Annotated in this window: 16 protein-coding genes; 10 read left to right on the top strand and 6 right to left on the bottom strand. The window is 56.8% G+C overall.

Annotated features, from left to right (window positions below; translation table 11 throughout):
* Window positions 1-282: 282 nt before the first annotated feature.
* From JRC49_08925 to JRC49_08915, 3 genes are all read left to right on the top strand, one after another.
* Window positions 283-1,677 (top strand): MATE family efflux transporter, encoded by a 1,395-nt coding sequence (locus JRC49_08925; GenBank protein ID QTE69929.1) that lies wholly within the window; start codon window positions 283-285, stop codon window positions 1,675-1,677.
* A 163-nt stretch (window positions 1,678-1,840) separates the two neighbouring features.
* Window positions 1,841-2,344: an RNA polymerase sigma factor gene (locus JRC49_08920; protein ID QTE69928.1), complete on the top strand. Its 504-nt coding sequence runs from the start codon at window positions 1,841-1,843 to the stop codon at window positions 2,342-2,344.
* Window positions 2,304-3,512 carry a DUF4179 domain-containing protein gene (locus tag JRC49_08915; protein QTE69927.1) on the top strand — a complete coding sequence of 403 codons (1,209 nt, stop codon included), beginning with the start codon at window positions 2,304-2,306 and terminating at the stop codon, window positions 3,510-3,512. The genes JRC49_08920 and JRC49_08915 overlap by 41 nt, the downstream gene beginning before the upstream one ends.
* Window positions 3,513-3,733: 221 nt before the next feature.
* Here the strand turns inward: JRC49_08915 and JRC49_08910 are convergent, their stop codons facing one another.
* Together JRC49_08910 and JRC49_08905 are read right to left on the bottom strand one after the other, a co-directional pair.
* Complete coding sequence (locus JRC49_08910) at window positions 3,734-3,877, bottom strand: hypothetical protein (GenBank protein ID QTE69926.1); 144 nt, start codon at window positions 3,875-3,877, stop codon at window positions 3,734-3,736.
* A 210-nt stretch (window positions 3,878-4,087) separates the two neighbouring features.
* Window positions 4,088-5,170 (bottom strand): extracellular solute-binding protein, encoded by a 1,083-nt coding sequence (locus tag JRC49_08905; GenBank protein QTE69925.1) that lies wholly within the window; start codon window positions 5,168-5,170, stop codon window positions 4,088-4,090.
* 148 nt (window positions 5,171-5,318) lie between these two features.
* Between JRC49_08905 and JRC49_08900 the strand changes: the two genes are divergently transcribed.
* The 3 genes from JRC49_08900 to JRC49_08890 all read left to right on the top strand — a co-directional run bounded on the left by JRC49_08900 (window position 5,319) and on the right by JRC49_08890 (window position 8,509).
* On the top strand, window positions 5,319-6,581 hold the full coding sequence (locus JRC49_08900; protein QTE69924.1) for a UDP-N-acetylglucosamine 1-carboxyvinyltransferase: 1,263 nt from the start codon (window positions 5,319-5,321) through the stop codon (window positions 6,579-6,581).
* Between the two features lie 18 nt (window positions 6,582-6,599).
* Window positions 6,600-7,127 carry a DnaJ domain-containing protein gene (locus JRC49_08895; protein ID QTE69923.1) on the top strand — a complete coding sequence of 176 codons (528 nt, stop codon included), beginning with the start codon at window positions 6,600-6,602 and terminating at the stop codon, window positions 7,125-7,127.
* 176 nt (window positions 7,128-7,303) lie between these two features.
* The gene (locus JRC49_08890) at window positions 7,304-8,509 is read left to right on the top strand and encodes a PIG-L family deacetylase (GenBank protein QTE69922.1); all 1,206 of its coding nucleotides are present in this window, start codon (window positions 7,304-7,306) and stop codon (window positions 8,507-8,509) included.
* Window positions 8,510-8,661: 152 nt separating this feature from the next.
* On the opposite strand, the gene JRC49_08885 is transcribed toward JRC49_08890, so the two are convergent.
* Window positions 8,662-9,654: a hypothetical protein gene (locus JRC49_08885; GenBank protein QTE69921.1), complete on the bottom strand. Its 993-nt coding sequence runs from the start codon at window positions 9,652-9,654 to the stop codon at window positions 8,662-8,664.
* 139 nt (window positions 9,655-9,793) lie between these two features.
* Here JRC49_08885 and JRC49_08880 point away from each other — a divergent pair, with 139 nt between their 5' ends.
* Window positions 9,794-10,960, top strand: coding sequence for a radical SAM protein (locus JRC49_08880; GenBank protein ID QTE69920.1), 1,167 nt, complete (start codon window positions 9,794-9,796; stop codon window positions 10,958-10,960).
* Here the strand turns inward: JRC49_08880 and JRC49_08875 are convergent.
* From JRC49_08875 to smc, 3 genes are read right to left on the bottom strand one after another with little or no spacing between them, the layout of a single operon-like run.
* Window positions 10,933-12,195, bottom strand: a complete 1,263-nt coding sequence (locus tag JRC49_08875) for a diaminopimelate decarboxylase (protein QTE69919.1) — start codon at window positions 12,193-12,195, stop codon at window positions 10,933-10,935. The genes JRC49_08880 and JRC49_08875 overlap by 28 nt on opposite strands.
* 13 nt (window positions 12,196-12,208) lie before the next feature.
* A complete protein-coding gene (locus JRC49_08870) occupies window positions 12,209-13,543 on the bottom strand; it encodes a hypothetical protein (GenBank protein ID QTE69918.1) in 1,335 nt (444 codons plus the stop codon).
* Window positions 13,544-13,591: 48 nt separating this feature from the next.
* Window positions 13,592-17,161: a chromosome segregation protein SMC gene (gene smc, locus JRC49_08865; protein ID QTE69917.1), complete on the bottom strand. Its 3,570-nt coding sequence runs from the start codon at window positions 17,159-17,161 to the stop codon at window positions 13,592-13,594.
* A gap of 339 nt (window positions 17,162-17,500) precedes the next feature.
* Between smc and JRC49_08860 the strand changes: the two genes are divergently transcribed.
* The 3 genes from JRC49_08860 to JRC49_08850 all read left to right on the top strand — a co-directional run bounded on the left by JRC49_08860 (window position 17,501) and on the right by JRC49_08850 (window position 19,626).
* Window positions 17,501-18,886: an MATE family efflux transporter gene (locus JRC49_08860; protein ID QTE69916.1), complete on the top strand. Its 1,386-nt coding sequence runs from the start codon at window positions 17,501-17,503 to the stop codon at window positions 18,884-18,886.
* A 94-nt stretch (window positions 18,887-18,980) separates the two neighbouring features.
* A complete protein-coding gene (locus tag JRC49_08855) occupies window positions 18,981-19,196 on the top strand; it encodes a helix-turn-helix transcriptional regulator (GenBank protein QTE69915.1) in 216 nt (71 codons plus the stop codon).
* The gene (locus tag JRC49_08850; GenBank protein QTE69914.1) at window positions 19,183-19,626 is read left to right on the top strand and encodes a hypothetical protein; all 444 of its coding nucleotides are present in this window, start codon (window positions 19,183-19,185) and stop codon (window positions 19,624-19,626) included. Before JRC49_08855 ends, JRC49_08850 begins: the two co-directional genes overlap by 14 nt.

Below are 19,626 nucleotides of genomic sequence, written 5' to 3'. Positions count from 1 at the left end.
GCGATGGGATGAAGCTTCGGCCCGCCGGTTCACACCATACCCGGCTCTCTGTGGGGCTTCCTGCTGTTCCGTCTTCGTCACAGCCTTGTATGAAATTGCCTGAAGTGTAGCACGCGGAAAATAAGGTGTCAAGGGGTTTGTAACAAATACAGTACAAAAACAACGTGAAACGCTGTTTTTGAATAACTTTTGTCCCCGAAATGCCGTGATTTGGTCTCTGGTATTCACGGGAAAATGTGGTATAGTGAAAGATGTTGAATTTTAAGTTTTACGGGGTTTGAGATGGAGAAAAAGAACGCACTGATCCGGGATCTGACGACGGGCAGCGTGCCGAAAACGCTGCTGACGTTCTCGATGCCGCTTTTCCTTTCCGGCCTGCTGCAGATGGTCTACAACATGGTGGACATGATCGTTGTCGGCAATTTTGTCGGCACACAGGGTCTTTCCGCCGTGTCCATCGGCGGTGAAGTGCTGATGCTGATCACCTTCGTGGCCATGGGCTTTTCCAACGCGGGGCAGATCCTGATTTCCCGCTACGTGGGTGCGAAACGCCATGACCTGGTGGGCGAGATGGTGGGCACCCTGTTCACCCTGCTGGAAGGCCTGGCCGTGATCATCATGGTGATCTTCCTGTTTACCTACAAGGGAATCATCAACTGGCTGAACACACCGGAAGATATCTGGGAATACACCCGCCAGTACTGCATTACCTGCGTGTGGGGCGTAGTCTTCATCTACGGCTACAACCTGGTTAGCGCCATCCTCCGCGGTATGGGTGATTCCAAGCATCCCTTCATCTTTATTGCCATTGCTTCCGTCATCAACGTCGTCCTGGACATCCTGTTCGTCGGCCCCCTGGGCATGGGTCCGCTGGGCGCCGCCCTGGCCACGGTCATCGGCCAGGCCGTCAGCTTCCTCTTTGCCCTGCGGCTGCTGTACAAAAACCGGGAGCAGATCCATTTTGATTTCAAGCCCCGGCATTTCCGGATCTATAAAAACGTGATCAATCAGCTGCTGAGCCTGGGCATCCCCATGGTCATCCAGAGCGCTGCCATCACCTTCTCCATGCTGTTCGTCAATTCCTATATCAACACCTACGGCACGGTGGCCGTAGCCGTCACCGGCGTTGCCCGGAAGCTGGAGAACATGATCGGCGTGGTCAGCCAGGCCATTTCCTCCGCTGGCGGCGCAATGGTTTCCCAGGCGCTGGGTGCCGGAAAGACGGAACGGGTGCCGAAGGTAGTCGGCCACGCCATGTGGATCGTTGCGATTCCGGCCGCCGTCTTCGCCGTGATTACCCTGTTCAAACCGGAATGGCTTTTCGGCCTGTTCTCCCAGGATCCTGAAGTACTGGCCATGGCCATCACCTATATTCCCATCGCCATGATCCAGTATCTGGGCTGCGTCCTGCGGCCGCCGAACTTCGCCCTCATCAACGGATCCGGCAATTCCAAACTGAACCTGGCGGTTGCCCTGCTGGACGGCATCTTCACCCGCATCGGCCTGAGCCTGCTGCTGGGCGTCACCTTCGCCTGGGGTATCCGGGGCTTCTGGTACGGCAACGCGCTCTCCGGCCTGGTTCCCTTCCTGATCGGCACGGCTTACCTGCTGTCCGGCAAGTGGAAGCGGATGGGTGCGCCGAAGAAGGCGGAACCGGAAGCGGAAGAACTGGACTGATTTTTGTAATTCATAATTCACAATTCATAATTCATAATGCAATGCACATTTCCAGGCGGCAGGGATTCCTGCCGTTTTTGTTATAAAAAGTTTTGAGGATATGGCTCTTTTGGGGGCTTTTAAACGTATTATAGATGAAGATCTTCACCACGGAGGTTTCCTGATGAACAAGGTTTCCTTTGAGCAGCTGTACATGGAACAGCTTCCCGGACTGTACCGGCTGGCACAGGGTATCCTGCGTCACCCGGCGGACGCCCAGGACGCGGTGCAGCAGGCCGTCCTGCTGGCGTGGCAGCACATGGATTCCATCCGGCCCGGCAGCGAAAAAGCCTACCTGGCCCGGATTGTCATCAACGAATGCCGTAACATCCAGCGCCTGCGCCGGCGGACGGTTCCCGTTCCGGATATTCCGGATCATACGGTTCCGGAGGCCGGCCTGAGGGAACTGCGGGATGCCGTTGAACGGCTGCCGGAAAAGCTGCGGCTGCCCTTCCTGCTGGTTTATATGGAAGGATACAGTGCAAAGGAAGCTGCCTCCGTCATGGGTGTGACCCTGTTCGCCCTCAAATCGCGATTGAAACGGGCAAAAAACATCTTACAGATTGAACTGAGTGAGGAGGAAGAACATGAAACGCTTTACACAAAGCGACCTGCGGAGAATGTATGAAACACCCCCGCGGGAACTGACAGAGCAGATCCATGAAACAATCTCTTCCCTCCCGGTTCACGGACAGGAGGAGAAGATCGTGAAAAAGAAGCTTTCCTTCAGCGTCATCGCCGCGGCTGCGCTGATGATCGTGCTGATGGCCACCGCGCTGGCTGCCACAAACGAGACTGTTAATGGATTACTGTATAAGTATTGGCCGGACCTGGCAGAAACATTGATGCCTGTCAACCTGACCTGCGAAGATCAGGGCGTCCGGCTGGAAATCCTTTCCGCCCTGGCGGAAGGATCGGATGTGACCGTCACCTTTTCCCTTCAGGATCTTGAAGGAAACCGGATCAACGGGCATACCGAAGCCAATATAGACATTGACGCCCAGCTTTTCAGAAACTGCTCGGCTTCCGGAACTATATCGCCCGCATATTACGTTGAGAAAGAGAAAAAGGCCTACTTTGTTAATTCCATACATTTTGATACCGTCTCCGTGCCCACAGACGGACAGATTACAGCCTATACCGATTTTATCACGCCCCATCAATATTCCACTGTCGACCTGCTTCCGCTGCTGAAGGAATACGGAAACCGTGCCGTATCCATGCCGGTTCCGGAAAATGCCATTGCCAACGCCGGATATACGGATGATGGATTCTGCAATACCATGGACAGGGTCGGGGACAGCAGGCTGGTCATCCCGGAAGCCATGCGCGTGCTGGATCCGCAGAACAGCCCGGAAATCCCACTCACAGACAATGTTTACCTCTCAGGAATCGGCATGATCGACGGCCTCCTGCATGTGCAGGTGCACTACACGGATCTCGATTACAAAGAGGTCTCCGATGATACCCATACAGCCAGTTATTATCCCTGGAAAGTATGGATCAGCCTGCGGGATCCCGATGAGGAAAACCCCTTCGGAACGTCCCCGAAATACTGGCAGGAAGACAAACTGCCCGGTGGAATCACCGGTATGTACTGGCATAAAGACGGGAAAGAAGGATGGGGAGAGCAGGTTTTCACAATCGATACCGGTCTGACAGAAGAGCAGGTTTTTATTGCTGAAATCAACGTAACCCAGCCTCCGATTCTCGGCCACTGGAAAATCAACTTCCCCCTGCGGCTGATCAAAAGAAACAGCGTATCAGCATCCATTACAGAAAATACCGCAGACTGAAACAGAACGAACCGCTCCGGGATTGTACCCCGGGGCGGTTCGTGATATAATTCATTCAGTTTATGGAAGAGGAGCGCTCTGTTTATGGAAACCGGAACGATTGTTGCAATCAGCGTAGTTCTTTTCGTGGCGATTATCGCCGTCATTATCTGCGTGGTCTCCGCCGTCAGTGCCGTCACCGGCATCAAGCAGACCGGAGATGACGATTCTGAAGCCTGAGATCAGGCGTACCGAATCTCATCCAGACTGTAACGAACTGATTCGCCCAGGGAGTCATCTTCTACGGGCAGATCTACCCAGGGATGATCCGTCTCCCGGGGTTTTTTTATGGCTTCTGCCGTATTCTGAGGCTCATTTTCCCGCATGAAACAATCCCTCTCTCTTTCGAATCGGATTCACCCATATCTGGCACACTTCTGGAAGAGAGTCTACTCCATCTTGTGAAAAAAGGCAAGACCTTCCTTGGTACTGAATCGGTATTTTTTGAGCATCCGGGTGACCCCGGATGCTCAAAAACGTATAAATTATAATGCCTGAAACAGGATCATTTTTTTTGCTGATCACCCGGTCAAAACTCAGTTCAGCCGGTTGGCAACAATATCCATCCAGGCAAGATTGATTTCTTCCCGGCTGTGGTAAACATTTTCCCAGTTGACGCCCATATCCTTCGCGATCAGCTCTTCGGTATCCACAGAGCCGTAAGGGATCTGGTTCATATTCGCAAAAACGGAATGCATATAGCCGTTCAGGATCAGCTTCTGGGCCGGTTCGCTGAGGAACCACTGTTCCACCGCTTTGCAGGCTTCCGCATTGGCGTTTTTGCTGTGGGCGTCGGATACCGTCATCACGGTGGAGGGGATCAGGATCACCCCGTCCTCCGGATAGATGCAGGCCAGGTTCGTCAGGGGCACGCCCTGGTCTTCCGCGTCCTTCAGGGCCTTCAGCACGGACTCTTCCAGGATCATGGCGGCGGCAATTTCCCCGCTGCGAATCTTCGCGATGGAATCAGAGCCTGAGATGATCTGTATCTCGTTGGCCGCCAGGCCCTTCAGGTACTGGCGCCCGTAGTGGCCGGACTGGGTCAGGGAAGCTACCGCGGCAAAGGTGGTACCGCTGCTCAGCGGATCCCCCATGGCAATAACGCCCTTCAGGCTGCGGTCTGACGCAAAATCCTTAAAGGTCTTCGGAACCGTTACGCCCTTCTCCGCCCACCGGGCCTCCAGTTCCGGGTTATATGCCAGAATCATATTACAGACGCGGACAGGATACCAGTATCCGTCCTCATCATAGGGAAAGCGGAGCAGCGAGGCAGCATCCGGAACCTCCACCGGTTCCAGGTACTCCGCGTCCTTCAGTTCCAGGCTCAGGGCAGGCTCCGCCACCAGCAGCATATCGCAGCCGAGCACGCCGTCTTCCATTTCCCCGTAAATCTGGTTGATCAGCCGGCTGGTCCCGCCGTAAACAAAGAAGCTGCCGTTATTCCCGGGTTTCAGGTTGGGGAATTCCTCCCGGAGCGCTTCATCCAGCATATCCAGCACAAACTGGTACATAGAGGAATAGATGACTATTTCTCCCTGCACCTGCTCATTTCCGGCTGTGGCACCCGCGGCAGACAGGAGCATGCACAGCACAATCAGCAAAGCAGCAAGCCTCTTCATAGCGGCAGATCCCCCGTTTCCTGTTTTTCCCATAACAGATATATTGTACCATACAACCGGTCAGCCGGCAACGAGCCGTTCATCTTGTCAGCAGAAGTCGAAAAGTGTATAATAATTGAACAGGAAAGAATCGGAGGAGTGAAACCGGATGGGTAAAGAGCGGATGCTGATCACCGGCGGACACGCACTGGAAGGTGAGGTCCGGGTCAGCGGCGGCAAGAACACCGCCGTTGCAGTAATTCCTGCTACCCTGCTGAGCGACGAGCCCTGCACCATCGAAAATCTTCCCGATATTGAAGACGTCCACGCGCTGGCGGATATCCTGGTTGAGCTTGGCGCGAAAGTGGACTACGAACCCGGGCGCTGTATGCATGTGGATCCCCGGCCCGCAGAGGGCGTGGAGATCTCCTACCACAATGCCCAGCGTCTGCGTGCCAGTTATTACCTGCTGGGCGCCCTGCTGGGACGCTGCGGCAAGGCGCGGGTTCCCACCCCCGGCGGCTGTGAGATCGGTTCCCGCCCGGTGGACCAGCATTTGAAGGGTTTCCGCTCCATCGGCGCGGAAGCTGAAGAAATCGGCGGCATGCTGACGGCCGAAGGCACCCTGACCGGCGGCGACGTTTTCTTTGACATGGTCACGGTCGGCGCCACAGTAAACGTTATGCTGGCCGCCGTAAAAGCGAAGGGCCAGACCTTCATATACAACGCGGCAAAAGAACCGCACATCGTTGACCTTGCGAACTTCCTGAACAGTATGGGCGCAAAGATCAAGGGTGCCGGTACCGATATTATCCGTATCCGCGGCGTGCAGCGCCTGCACGGCAGCACCTACGCCGTCATTCCCGATCAGATTGAAACCGGCACATTGATGATCGCCGCCGCCGCGACAGGCGGAGACGTGATTATCGACGGCTGCATCCCCACCCATATGGACGCCCTGAGCGCAAAGCTGCTGGAAATGGGCGTGAAGGTCACGGACAGCGATGACGCCATCCGGGTGCATGTGGTCGGCCCCCGCCGTGCCATCAACGTGAAAACCCAGGTATATCCCGGCTTCCCCACCGACCTGCAGCAGCCCATGAGCGCCCTGCTGACCACGGCCAAGGGAACCAGCCTGGTGACAGAAACCATCTTTGAGCAGCGGTTCCGCCACCTGGATGAAATCCGCCGCATGGGCGCGCATGTACGCGTCATGGACCGCACCGCCATCATTGAAGGCGTACCGGAGCTTTACGGCGCCCCGATGACCGCCTCCGACCTCCGGGCCGGCGCCGCCCTGATTGTGGCCGCCCTGATGGCGAGGGGAACTTCCGAGATTTATGAACCCCACTATATCGACCGGGGTTATGAACATATTGAAGACAAACTCCGTTCCCTCGGAGCGGAGATCAGGCGGGAGTCCGCCCTGTGACCTGAGAGGTGCAATGTTATGAACAATCCCTTTGAGGTCCTGGGTCTGAAGGGACTAGCCACCCCGGATGAGATCCGGAGTGCGTACCGGACACTGGCCCGAAAGTGCCATCCCGACATGATCACGGATCCGGCCGAAAAAGAAGCCGCCCAGACGCGGATGGTCGCGCTGAACCTGGCTTATGAAGAAGCCCTGCGCCTGGCCTCCCCGCGGACCGGTGTCAATACAGTAACCCCCGAGCTTTCCAGTGCCGAGTCTATCCTGATGGCCCAGCGGGCGATGGCAAAGGATAATCCGGAAGGCGCCCTGCGCAGCCTGGTGCGCTGTGAGAAGCGAGACGGAGAATGGTATTACATGCAGGGTAAGGTCCTGATGGCCATGGAAGAATACGACAGTGCCCATCAGTCCTTCCGGGAAGCCGTGAGACTGGATCCGGACAACAACGTTTTCCGGGCAGGCGCGCTGGCAGCCGCCGTGGCACAGCAAAAAGCCCGGAAGCTGCCGGGAAAAGTGAAGAAAGTATTCAAACACCTGGTCAGAAGATAAGATGGAATTCATAATTCATAATTCACAATTCATAATTATATGAACTGTGAACCGAATAAGATGATTCCGTCAGGTAAGCATACAGCATCTGCTCCATTCAGTGTATATGGAGAAAAGTAACTTACATTATGAATTATGAATTGTGAATTATGAATTGATAAATGGAGCGTATTGAGTTGAGCGCAAAGAGCTGGTACAGACACCTTGGACTGTTCGCCGCGATGGTGCTGATCGCGGCCCTTTTTTGCTTTACAGCCGCGGCTGCGGAACCTGCAAAAGACATCACAAGTTCCTGCAAGTTCAACGCCGGCTCCGGCCGGAAATCCTTCAACACCTGCAAGGACCGGAACTACAAGACTTACTGGAAGACCAATAACGGCGATAAGGGTTATGTGGAAGTGACCGTACCCGACGGCCAGAGCGCTTCCGGCGTCATGGTGCAGTGGTATGAGCATCCCCATGCCTGGGGCGTGCAGGTGAAAGACGAGAGCGGAAACTGGACCGACGCCGGTCATACAGAAGGTAACTACCTGGCGGAATACCTGCCGCTGCCGGAAGGCACCACCGTTTTCCGGGTGGGAAACGCCCCCGGAGAAAGGCGCCACTTCAACATGGCGGAGCTGCGGATCTACGGTCCCGGCGAAACACCGCCGGAAGCACAGCAGTGGCAGCCCTGCGCGGAAAAAGCCGATCTGATGCTGCTGGTAGCCCACCAGGACGACGAAGTGCTGTGGTTCGGCGGTACGCTGCCCCGGTACGCTGGTGAGGAAAAGAAAATCTGCCAGGTCTGCATGATGGTTCCCTCCATGCCCTACCGCCGGCTGGAACTGCTGGACTGCCTGTGGACCTGCGGCGTACGGAACTATCCGGCCTACGGCAGCTTCAAGGATGCATTTTCCTATTCGCTGAGCAAGCAGTATAAACACTGGAGTAAAAACCATGTCTATGAGGTAGTCACAGAGTGGATCCGGCGGTTCCAGCCGGACGTGCTGCTGGCCCACGATCTGCAGGGCGAATACGGCCACGGCGCCCACCGGGTGTGCGGAGACGCGGCCATGCACTGTGTGGAATATGCCGCAAATGAAAACAAATTCCCCAAGTCCGCCAAAAAATACGGAACCTGGGATACGCCGAAATGCTACCTGCACCTTTGGAAAGAAAATGTAATCGATATGGACTGGCGCCAGCCGCTGGAAGCCTTCGGCGGAAAGACCTCCTTCGAAGTGGCAGAGGACGGCTTCCGCTGCCATATCAGCCAGCAGGCTACGGATTATCATGTGGAAGACTGGGGTCCCTGGGACAACAGCCTGTTCGGCCTGTACAGAACTACTGTAGGACCGGACGAAGCCAAGGATGATTTCTTCGAGAACATCGGTAATTAATTCAGAATTAAGAATTCAGAATTCAGAATTATTTCTGCCGGTTTCCCGGAACACGTGAACCACTGACGTTATGTATTGCATAGATATATTATCAGCCTGACCGTAAAGGATCAGGCTGACAAAATAATTATGAATTGTGAATTATGAATTGATCATTCGTTTATGATCGTCACATATTTGCTGAGGATCATACCGTGCCAGCCGCAGATATCCACCTCGGCCCATTCATCAATGATATCAAAGACGGTAATGGGCGTTCCCAGTTTATATTCCCCAAGATCACGGCGTCCCCGGTCCCGGGAGCGGGCATGAACGCTGTCATTGCCCTTGGTTCTTCCCTTGACGGAAACCACCCCGGCCTCAAAATCCGTGTGGTCGTTGCAGAAGAACTCCAGCGAGGACGTCTGCACATATCCCCGCAGGCCGTCACAGTCCACCAGGGTCCAGTTCTTCCCCGTTCCGATCACGCGGAGCACGGTATCCGTACGGATCTGCTGGATCTTCGGATTCTTCATGCTGCTGCTTGCGTCCTTCCGCAGCCAGGCATAGCCAAGCTTCGGCGCGCTGACAGCCGCAAGCACTTTATCTTCAGGCGCGGTCGTTTCCCATTTCAGGTCAACGGTATTCACAAGTTTGCTTTCGCCGTTCACCACGATCATGGAGCGGCCGATACCCATGTACTTCACCTGTACGGAATGGGCTTCCCCTGTGGCGGGATCCGTCCACACCGTCGGTGTATCCGTCCCGTTCTTGGCAGCCACACCGGCCAGCAGCGCATCCCATTCCTCTCCGACGAGAGGGGCACGCGTAACTTCCGGTTCCTGGCTCTGAATCTGCCCGGATTCCACTTCCATGCCGCCATCCGGGTTTTTCACCGGATCCTTGTCCGTGGTAACAACGGTCTTGCTGCCGTCCGGATTATCCACGGTGCTGGATCTGGGGTTATCTTCCTGTACGCCGCCGGGCGTAATCTCATGCACCTTGCCGGTCGGATCCGTATAGGTTCCCTTGTCGTAATCCCAGACGCCGCCGTCCTCATCCGTTTCAACACCGGAAGCCAGGGCGGCAGCACAAACACACAGGAAGAAACAAACGCAGAGCGTCAGCAAAAACAGCTTCCCCCGGGTCTGATTCCTCCGTTTCATCCGTACGTGTTCTCCCTTCAGTTTCCGGCCTTCCGGCCTGTATGCCAGGCTGATTCAAACAGATTAATGATACCGGAATGTGCCGATTTTGTCAATAAAAACGCAATGATTCTGTAACATCTGAAAGGACAGAAAGCCCATGAAAATCTCCAAAAAAGACGCCCTGACCTGGTTCCGGTTTTTCGCGGAACTTCCCGGTGACGAACCCCTCGGCTGCCGCCAGCAGGAAATCTCCCTGGCCGTATTCAGCCAGATTGAAACCGCCGTGGAAAAACGCCGGAAAGAAGCCCTGGCCGCCATCCCCGGCCTGAAGGCCGTCATGCCGGGATCAGCCGGCGTCCAGCCCTGGACACCCGGCCTTCCCGCCTGCACCCTGTTTGTCGGGCCGGAGGAGAACTTCCCTGCCGGCTGCCGCAGCTGCCTGCTGGGAACAGGGCTTTCCGCGGTACGCAAAACCAACCGCTGCAACCTTGCCTGCCCCTTCTGCTATGACTACGGCATGCTGGATGAGATCGAACCCATCGGCGAAGGGCTGTGGGAAATCGGCGGCGGACGGTACCGGGAAGAGGACCTGCCTCTTCTGTTTGCCCTGCAGGGTAAACCCACAGGCATCGCCTACGTCTACCTGGAACCCTTCATGGAAATTGAAAAGTATTACGGCATCATCCGCCGCTTCCGCGAAGCCGGCGTACACCAGCATATGTATACCAACGGCGTCAACGCCAATGAGGAAAACCTGAAAGCCCTGGGCGAAGCCGGACTGGATGAGCTGCGCTTCAACCTGGGTGCCAGCGGCGCCGCGGACAAGGTCATCAACGCCATGGCCATTGCAAAGAAATACATTCCCCGGGTAGGCATCGAGACGCCCATGACAAGGGAATTCTTCAAGGCGCTGAACAACAAAAAAGAGAAGATCCTCGCAACGGGAATCGACTTTATGAACTGTGCGGAACTGCATCTGAACGACAACAACCTGCCCAACTACTTCGGGGAGCCGATGTACTTCTGCCGGATGGGCTACCTGAGTCCCATCATCAGCCGGGACCTGACCCTGCAGGTTATGAAAACCGCAGCGGAAGAAAAGTGGCCCATCGCCGTGCACGACTGCAGCAATAAAACAAAAATCGCCCGCGACCTGAACCTGGCAGCCCGGGAGGGCGGCTGGTTCGGCCGGAGCGTTTACGAACGTGAAATTGAATGCATCCCCTACGAGGCATTCCTGCCGACGCTGGAGGATGAAAGCCTTCCCTTCGTGGAAGAGGAAGAGCTGCCCCGGGGTTACCGCCCGGGAGAAATCGTGCTGTAAGCCGGATCCACATCCAGGGTGGCAAAGTAATCCGCCGCGGTTTCGGCCCGGCGGATCAGCCGGTAATCCCCGTCCGCAGTATACAGCACTTCGGCCCCGCGCAGGCGGCCGTTGTAGTTATAGCCCATGGCGGAGCCGTGGGCACCGGTATCATGAATCAGGAGCAGGTCTCCGATCTTAATCTCCGGAAGCTTCCGTTCCCAGGCAAACTTATCATTGTTCTCACAAAGACTGCCGGTAATATCGTAAACGTGGTCCGCGGGAAGATCCCGCTTGCCGCAGACGGTCACATGATGATACGCGCCGTACATCGCCGGGCGCATCAGGTTGACCGCGCAGGCGTCCACGCCGATATAATCCCGGTAGATCTTTTTTTCGTGCACCGCATGCGTCACCAGCCAGCCGCAGGGGCCGGTCATCCAGCGGCCCAGCTCCGTCTTGATGGCGACGCCGCCTTCGGGGAAAAGCTTTTCATAAACCTTCCGGACGCCTTCGCCCACCTGTTCGATATCCGGTTCCTGATCTTCAGGCTTGTAAGGAATGCTGATACCGCCGGACAGGTCCACAAAGGCGAACTTCATGCCGAGCTCCGCCGCCAGGTCCCGTCCCAGGGTCATGAGCAGCTCCGCCAGTCCCGGATAGTAGGCGGGGTCAATGGTATTGGACGCCAGGAAAGCGTGCAGGCCGAAGGAAGTGACTCCTTCCTTTTTCAGCACGGTCAGGGCTTCCTTCAGCTGGGGCAGGGTCATGCCGTATTTCGCTTCACCCGGATTCCCCATGATTGTATTGCCGATGGAGAACTGTCCGCCGGGATTATAGCGCAGGCAGACGCAGGACGGAAAGCCGCCGTGGGTCCGCAGCAGTTCAACGTCTGAAAGGTCATCCAGGTTAATGAAAGCGTCGAGTGCCCGGGCCTGGGCAAACTCTTCCGGAGGCATGGCGTTGGCGGACAGGATAATCTCTTCACCGGAGAAACCGCAGGCCTTGGCCAGCATCAGTTCCGTAGCGGAAGAGCAGTCCAGGCCGCAGCCTTCTTCCTTCAGGATCCGCAGCACAGCGGGGTTCGGAAGCGCCTTGACGGCAAAGTATTCCCTGAAATCCTTACACCAGGCGAAAGCAGCCTTCAGCCGGCGTGCCCGGAGGCGGATTCCCTGCTCATCATACAGATGGAAGGGTGTGGGAAACTTTTCCGCGGCGCGGAAAAAAACCTCATCGTCCAGAGAAAAATTAGGCATGGGAAAGACCCCCTCACTTGAGTTCAAATTCAAACGTGTCGGCCAGATAACCGTTCACGTAGTAAGCAACACGATAGATCCCTTCCGGATAATTTTTCTTATCCAGTCCCTCTGTCAGTCCGATCTCCCGCAGTGACAGATACCAGGTATCCTCCGTCATACACTCCTTCAGGTAGGACCATCCGGTATTATAGCTGTAGCAGACGCCGTCCGGAGCTGTCAGTGTAATCACCAGCGTCTGGTTCGGCACGTCTTCCGTAACTTCATAGGCTGAGGAAGAATAGAAATAAGCCCGGCCGCTGCGCAGCAGCTCCTCCGTAACTTCCGTAACCGGAACAGGCGCTTCATTTCCCTGCAGGCCGCCTTCCGGCGCTTCCGCTATGGCAGTTACCAGCGGATGGAAACCGTATTCTGTCAGGGGCTTTGCCGCCGGCACGCTGAAGGTCGCATAGGTTTCAGGGAACACTTCAGGCGCTCCCGCCGAAGCCACAAAGCCGGCAAAATAGAACCTGCCCGGTGTCAGGAGCAGCGACAGGGACTTCTGCCCGGGATTCACCAGATTATACCGGAAGAAGTCATTGCCCGTATCCATCACCACCAGGTACAGGCTTTCCCCTTCCGCCGTTTCCGGAAGTTTCATATCTTCCGTCCAGTCAAAAGTCACCTGGTTTTGCTGAATCGTCACGTCCATCCCGGCGGGCATATCCTGCCAGTCCGGCAGGTTCTTCAGAAGGGAAGAAACCCGGTACCAGGTATAAATAATCTCCTCCGGCGTCACAGCCAGCACCTGATTGTCGCCTTCAGCCCATTCCGCTACAACGATCCCCGCCAGCTGGCCGTCCGTTGTCAGCACAGGGCTTCCCAGCGCGGCAGGGCCCGTCAGGGAAAGCACCTCAAAGCGGCGCTCCCGCATGATCTCCTGTGCGTACTGCACTCCCCGGTTCACCCGGGATCCGAAGGCGTCTCCGCTCCGGACAACGCAGTCTTCAACATCCGCGCTGGTCCCAAGCTTCAGGAGCGTCCAGGGTTCACAGCGCTCAGGCGTTTCCGTCGAATCATAGAAGACCATGGCCAGCAGTCCGTCGTCATCCTGCAGAACGGCCTGCACTTCCCAGAAGTTCTTCCCGTCCGAAACCGCCAGATGCTCCGTATTTTCCGGAAGCACGGCCGGCGACGTCATGACGGTGCCTTCATTCACGGGAACCACCGAGGCCACCCAGGTCATACTTTCGCCGCCGTAATCCCACAGATCAAACAGATCTGTTTTCCCGGCCTCTTCCGCGCCGGCACAGGCGCACAGAACAGCCATCAATAACAGTACCAGCAGAGCGGTCAGACTCTTTTTCATGTGCGCCTCCTCCATTTCATGATCTGCATCAGCCTTGTGAGCGGATGCTTACGCTTCCCGGTAATCCTGCAGGGAAACGGAAACCATTCTGCTGACTCCCTGCTCTTCCATGGCCACACCATACAGGCCGTTTGCCCGTTCCATGGTTCCCTTCCGGTGGGTAATGACCACAAACTGGGTGGAAGCGGAATACTCCGCCAGGTAATCAGCGAAATAGCCGATATTCGCGTCGTCCAGCGCGGCCTCGATTTCGTCGAGGATACAGAAGGGCGTCGGTTTCAGCTTCAGGGTGGCAAACAGGATTGCGATAGCTGTCAGGGTTCGCTCGCCGCCGGAAAGCAGCGACAGCAGCTGCAGCTTTTTGCCCGGAGGCTGGGCATTGATTTCAATGCCGCAGTTCAGGGGATCCGAAGGATCCATCAGGATCAGCTCAGCATGGCCGCCGCCGAAAAGACGGACAAAGGTTTCCGAGAAATAGCCCTGCAGCAGCGTGAACTGCTCCACAAAGGTTTCCTTCATACCGGCCAGCAGGCGGGCAATCAGGTCCTTCAGGTCCTGTTCCGCCTTTTCCAGGTCCTCCCGCTGCGCGATGATTTCATCCGCACGGGCCTTGGTATCCGCGTATTCCTCCACCGCCCGGACGTTGACCGGACCCAGGGCGCGGATTTCCGCGGACAACTGGGCCGCTTCGCGGTCCGCCTCGGTCAGGCTGAAGCCTTCGGTAATCCGGAACTCTTCCGCTCCGGCATAGGTGATTTCGTATGTGTTCCAGATCCGGTCCCGCAGCGCCTTCAAGTCGCCTTCCGTACGGGCACGGCTGAGTTCCAGCCGGTGCGCCCGGTCCGTATCCCGCTGGCGGGACTGATGCAGGCCTTCGATATCTGAAAGGATTTCCTTCAGCATCTCCTGCTTTCCGGCCCGGTCCTCTTCCAGCGCGTGGGAGATCCGTTCCCGGCGGGCCTGTTCCAGCCGGCCCTGTTCCAGTTCCTTTTCCGCCGCGGCAGCGGCTTCCAGGTCTCCGGCTTCCGCCGCTTCCATTTCCGCCAGCTGTTTCCGGCGGCGTTCCTGCTCCGCGGTCATCCGCTTCCGGTCCTGCTCATAACGGGCACGATCCCGCTGCAGGGTTTCCAGCTCGTGCCTCAGGTCATTCGTTTCCAGAGTCAGGCGCAGAGTCTCCTCCGCCCGCTCCTCTGTCTTTTTCCGGGCTTCCGTCAGCGCCTGCTGCAGCTGTGCCGCCTGCGCTTCCATCTCATCACGGGTCTTGTCCGTCTGCTCCGTGCTGTCCGCGGCCATGGACAGCTGCTCCCGGATCTGCATCATGGATTCCATGAGCTGCTCCCGGGCTGCCTCGGACTCATGAAGCCGCATGGCATGGGTGGACGCTTCTGCTTCCGCGTTCTGCACGCGCTCGGTTTCCCGGGCAACGGCGATTTCCTGCTGGTGCAGTTCTTCCAGCGCGTCGGCGGAACGGGCTTTGAGCTCATCCTTCCGCTTCTGGCCGTCCTGCATCTGTTTCAGCAGTGCCTCAAGCTCATCCTGTCCGGCGGACAGTTTCCCTGTCAGTTCCTTCAGTTCCCGTTCCCGGGTAAAGAGGTTTACATTGTTGGAAGAAACGGAACCGCCGGTCATGGAACCGCCGGAGTGCATAACGTCTCCCTTGAGTGTCACCAGCCGGAAGGCATGTCCGCCCTTGCGCATGATGGGTATACCGGAGGCAAGGTCCTCCGCGACCACCGTGCGGCCCAGGAGATTCTCCACAATCCCGCGGTAATCCTCGTCACAGGATACCAGGTCGGAAGCTACGCCCAGGCACCCGGGCATGGACAGGACTTCCTGCTCCTGCGGGGTCAGCAGCCGCGGCCTGACCGTCGTCATGGGCAGGAAGGTAGCCCGGCCCATATTCCTTTCACGCAGGAATTCGATGAGTTCCTTGGCGGTTTCCTCATCCTCGGTAACGATATGCTGCTGGGTGTTGCCAAGCACCATATCCATGGCTGTTTCATATTTTTCCGGGACGGAAATCAGCTGGCTGATGGGTCCCCGGATCCGGTTGTCCTCCCGGTCCCGCGCACGGTGCATCACGCGGCGCACGGCATGGGAATAGCCTTCCATCTCCCGGGAAAGATCCTCCAGGATCTTCTGGCGGGCTTCCATTTCCCGCATTTCCGCCAGCTTTGTATCATAAGCCGCCCGGGCGCTGATCACTTCCGCGTCCGCGGTTTCCAGTCCGGTGCGGGCTTCCTGCAGGGAAGCGGACAGGCGGTCCTGCTCCGCGGTTTCCTTCTCCAGGCGTCCGTGGGCATCCGTCACAGCGGCGGCGAGGTCCGTTTCCTCTTTCCGCATCTCCTCACAGGAAACCGTGATTTCCTGCAGACGGGTTTCCATGGCATTGAGCATCGTGGTCAGGCGGGTCTGATCGCTCAGGGCCGCAGCACGGCGGTTCACCGCCTCCAGCATCTCGTTCTTATGCTCTTCCAGGATTTTCTCTTTTTCGGCTTCCTCCGCCCGGGCCTGCTCTTCCGCCGCCTTTGCGGCTTCCAGCCGGGCAGTCAGCTTCTCCAGCGAGGCGCTGCGGGTTTCGCTGCCGCCGGAGGATTCGGACGCCATGGCGTCCAGCTCCGCGATCCGCTCCTCCGCGTCCTTCAGTTCCTCCCCGATGCGCTGGCGGTCCTCCTGGCGGCGGTTCCGGCGCTCCTCCACTTCACGGGAGGCATTCTCCGCCCGGTGAACCGTCTCCATGCCCTCCATCAGGGCATTATGGGCGGACGCGATCTTTTCATCCAGGTCCTGGATCTCCGCCTGGCGAATATCCCGTTCCTCCGTCCTGGCTTTCAGGTTCTCCTCGTTCTGCGTCAGGACAGCCTGCATATTCTGCAGGTCATGATCCGACTCCCGGAGTTTCGCTTCCATCTTATCCGAGCGGACCAGGAACAGGTTCAGATCCAGCACCTTCAGCCGGGCGGACAGGTCCAGGTAAACCCGGGCGTTCTTCGCGTCCTCTTCCAGCGGGCCGAGACGGTGCTTCAGTTCATCCAGCAGGTCATCCACCCGGGAAATGTTTTCCTGGGTACGGGCCAGCTTCTTGTCCGCCTCTTCCTTGCGGGCACGGAACTTGACGATACCGGCGGCCTCCTCAAAGACCTGGCGGCGGTCCTCTCCCTTGCGGGACAGGATTTCATCAATGCGGCCCTGGCCGATAATGGAATAGCCCTCCTTGCCGATACCGGTATCGCGGAACAGATCCACGACGTCCTTCAGGCGGCAGGAAGAGCGGTTCAGGAAATATTCGCTTTCCCCGCTGCGGTAAACCCGGCGGGTCACCTGAATCTCCGCATAGTCCAGGGGAAGGCTTTTATCTTCATTGTCAAAGACAAGGGAAACTTCACAGTAACTGAGGGGCTTTCTGCGCTGTGTGCCGCCGAAAATCACGTCCTGCATGCTGGCGCCGCGCAGGATTTTCGCGCTTTGCTCACCGAGCACCCAGCGCACTGCGTCACCTATATTGCTTTTTCCGGATCCGTTGGGTCCCACGATCGCGGTGATGCCTTCCTTGAAGACAATCTCAGTCCGCTCCGGAAAGGACTTGAATCCGTAGAGCTCCAGCTTCTTTAAGCGCATGATTTCCTCCGGCCCGGCAGGATTCTCCCCGCCGTTTACAATAACAGTTTATTATACCATGAACGGCACAGCGGTACAAACGGACGACAGGAAAAATACAGGCTTTCAGCCTGTATTTTTCCTGTCAATTCATAATTCATAATAACGGATACCCATACCAGCAGTATGAATAAATGTATACAGAAAAATGTACTAATAGATGATTGACCTTCATATGCCGCTCATGTACAATATCCCGTAATCCCGTTCAGGGATATTATCTTTTCCGGCACCCTCCCGGGAAGATAAAGGTTCATATAATTATGAATTATGAATTGTGAATTATGAATTGAGGTATTTATGTTTTCTCATTTTATCGGCAACAAGGCCTTCTATAAAAGCGTCGTCACCCTGCTGATTCCCATCGTGATCCAGCAGTTTATCACTTCCTTTGTGTCCCTGCTGGACAACATCATGGTCGGAAGCCTCGGCACGGAAGCCATTTCCGCCGCATCCATCGCGAACCAGGTGATGCTGGTGTTCATCCTGGCCGTGTTCGGCGGCATGAGCGGCGCCGGTATCTACGGCGCCCAGTTCTTCGGCAAGGGCGACACGGACGGTATGCGCTATACTTTCCGGTGCAAGATGTACTTCGGCGTGCTGATCAGCGCCGCGGCCATCCTGGTCTACCTGTTTTTCGGGGAAAGCTTTATTGCTGCCTTCCTGAAAGGTGAAAGCAACGGCGGCGACCTGGCCCTGACGCAGCGCGGCGGCTGCGACTACCTGAACATCATGCTGTGGGGGCTGCCGCCCTTCGCGCTGGTCCAGGTTTACGCCGGTACGCTGCGGGAAGCCGGCGAAACCCGGGCGCCGATGTTTGCCGGAATCTGTGCCATCCTGACCAACCTGTTCGGCAACTGGGTCCTGATCTTCGGTCATCTGGGCGCTCCAGCCATGGGCGTACAGGGCGCTGCCATCGCGACGGTCGTCTCCCGGTATGTGGAACTGCTGATCGTAGCCAGTCACGCCCACAGGCATACAGATAAATATCCTTTCTTTGCGGGCTCTTACAAGAGCCTGTATGTGCCGGGTTCCCTGGCCATGAAGATCCTTCGCACGGCGACGCCCCTGCTGATCAACGAGATTCTCTGGTCCCTGGGTATGACCTTTATCACCCAGTTCTACTCCTCCCGCGGACTGAACGCCGTGGCAGCGCTGAACATCAACGGCACCGCCTGGAACCTGTTCAGCGTCATCATGATGGGCATGGGCAGCGCCGTAGCCATCATGGTGGGACAGCGCCTGGGCGCGGGCAAGATGGAAGAGGCCCGGGACGTGGACCGGAAGCTGATCTTCCTGACCGAAGTGATTCACGTCATCATCGGCGTGAGCATGGTTCTCGCCGCCCCGCTGGTGCCCCGGCTCTACAACGTCAGCGAGGAAGTACGGGACCTGACCCGGCAGCTGCTGATCATCGCCGGATGTTCCCTGCCGATCCACTCCTTCGCACACGTGACCTACTTTACCATCCGCTCCGGCGGTCGTACGGTCATTACCTTCCTGTTTGACGCCGTCTATACCTGGGTGATTGCAGTGCCCCTGGCCTTCTGCCTGACCCGGTTTACGGAACTGACCATCACGCAGGTTTACTTCTGCGTACAGTTTGTGGATATCCTGAAGGTCATGATCGGCCTGATTATGCTTAAATCCGACTTCTGGGCCCGGAACGTGGTCAACGAAGAATAAAAAAAATGTAAAGGAAGCTTGACATACCTGAAAGGGTATGTTATGCTTTGTCATGTAAAGGAACCTTTACATCATACGAAAGGAGTGAAAGCTGTTGGACAACCGGGTTGAACAATTCCGCAAGGAACGGGGACTGAGCCAGGAGGATTTTGCCCGCGCGATCCGCGTATCCCGGCAGACCGTCAGTTCCATTGAGACAGGGCGGTATAACCCTTCCCTGGATCTGGCCTTTGACATAGCCGACTTTTTCGGAAAGCCTATTGAGGAAATCTTTATACGGGACGGAGGGAACAACCATGAAAAAAAGTGAACTGATATCTGGCATTATCCTGACGCTGGCGGGAGCCGCCGCACTCGCGGCCGCGCTCCTGACGGAAACCTCATTTGACGGCATCTTCTGGGGCATTGCCGGGGCCGGACTGTGTCTTGGCGTCGGCAGGGTAATCAGCTGGTTCCACTGGTCTTCCCCGGCGCAGGCAGACAGGCTGAAAGAACTGCAGGAGAACAAGGAGATCGCGCAGCACGACGAACTGAACCGGATAATAATGGATCGTGCCGGCCGTATTGCCTATAACTTCAGCCTGCTGCTCATCGTCTGCACCATGCTCATCCTTACGGTGCTGTATGCCGCCGGGATCGCCGAAAAGCATTCCTTTACCATCCTCATTCTGGGCGGACTGCTGATTCTCCAGGTCGTTGCCGGCATTGCTGCCGTCGCACATATCCGGAAAAAATACTGA

The organism is Clostridiales bacterium FE2011 (assembly GCA_017569305.1).
Lineage (GTDB): Bacteria > Bacillota > Clostridia > Christensenellales > Aristaeellaceae > Aristaeella.
The sequence above is the reverse complement of the archived record's forward strand: the minus strand, read 5'-3'. Positions and strand labels throughout refer to the sequence as shown.